Source organism: Paratractidigestivibacter sp. (assembly GCF_052362415.1).
In the GTDB taxonomy this organism is placed as follows: domain Bacteria; phylum Actinomycetota; class Coriobacteriia; order Coriobacteriales; family Atopobiaceae; genus Paratractidigestivibacter.
This window is the reverse complement of the sequence record NZ_DAWEMK010000143.1, coordinates 2922-3624: the sequence shown is the minus strand read 5'-3', so window position 1 is coordinate 3624 and position 703 is coordinate 2922. Positions and strand designations below refer to the sequence as shown.

Below are 703 nucleotides of genomic sequence, written 5' to 3'. Positions count from 1 at the left end.
TTTCATATACCCCGCCTCCCCCCTTTCGGGGTCCAGGAGGGCAGGTAGGATCGGCAGGGTGCGTCCCCGCCATTCGCCCCTCGCAACGCGCGGACGCGCGCCGCCGCGAGCAGGCGAGCCTTGAACACAGTCTTTCAACTGATCCGGAGTCGAACCGGAATCCTTTTTTCTCTACTAGGCGTAGCAGCTGTTCGAACCGTGCCCTCAATTATTCAGATGGAACACAGTTTAGCAGCACGGCAGGATCGCAGGACGTTGACGGCGCATTGCTTTTGCCCACCCGAAATAGACCATGAGCAGGAGGGCGATACGGCGATAACCTAGCCAGAGGACGTGAAGACCGCCTCTTTGGCCGTCCTCGGCGGACGGCTCATCACATACCAGCGGCTCGTGTCCCACCACAGGTACGTCTGGTAGCCGCCGAACCACACGGTAAAGCGGGTGCCGCGGCCGGTGCCCAGGCACGGCCAGCTCTCGCGGCGGCTCACCTTGGTGATCTCGTAGGCGCGGCCGGGGCACCACAGCACGGCGATCGGCGTGAGGCTGCCGTCCGCGTCGATCTCGCAGCGCACACGGACATAGCGCCGTGAGCGCTTTTCGAGCCCTTGCGACATTCGGCCGCCTCGCCTCCCCTCGTCCTCTTTGCCCCGTCGGTTCAATAACGCACACATGTTCTCACAAACATCTGTTTGAGTATGCCACG

General features: G+C 62.6%; 1 protein-coding gene. It reads right to left on the bottom strand.

The genetic code is table 11. From position 1 onward, the window contains the following. Positions 1-320 precede the first annotated feature (320 nt). Positions 321-614, bottom strand: a complete 294-nt coding sequence (locus tag ACT84W_RS09995) for a hypothetical protein (RefSeq protein ID WP_444329102.1) — start codon at positions 612-614, stop codon at positions 321-323. Positions 615-703 lie beyond the last annotated feature (89 nt).

Coding starts and splice junctions, on each gene's coding strand:
- ACT84W_RS09995 (WP_444329102.1), bottom strand. CDS start 614: ATGTCGCAAGGGCTCGAAAAGCGCTCACGGCGCTATGTCCGTGTGCGC.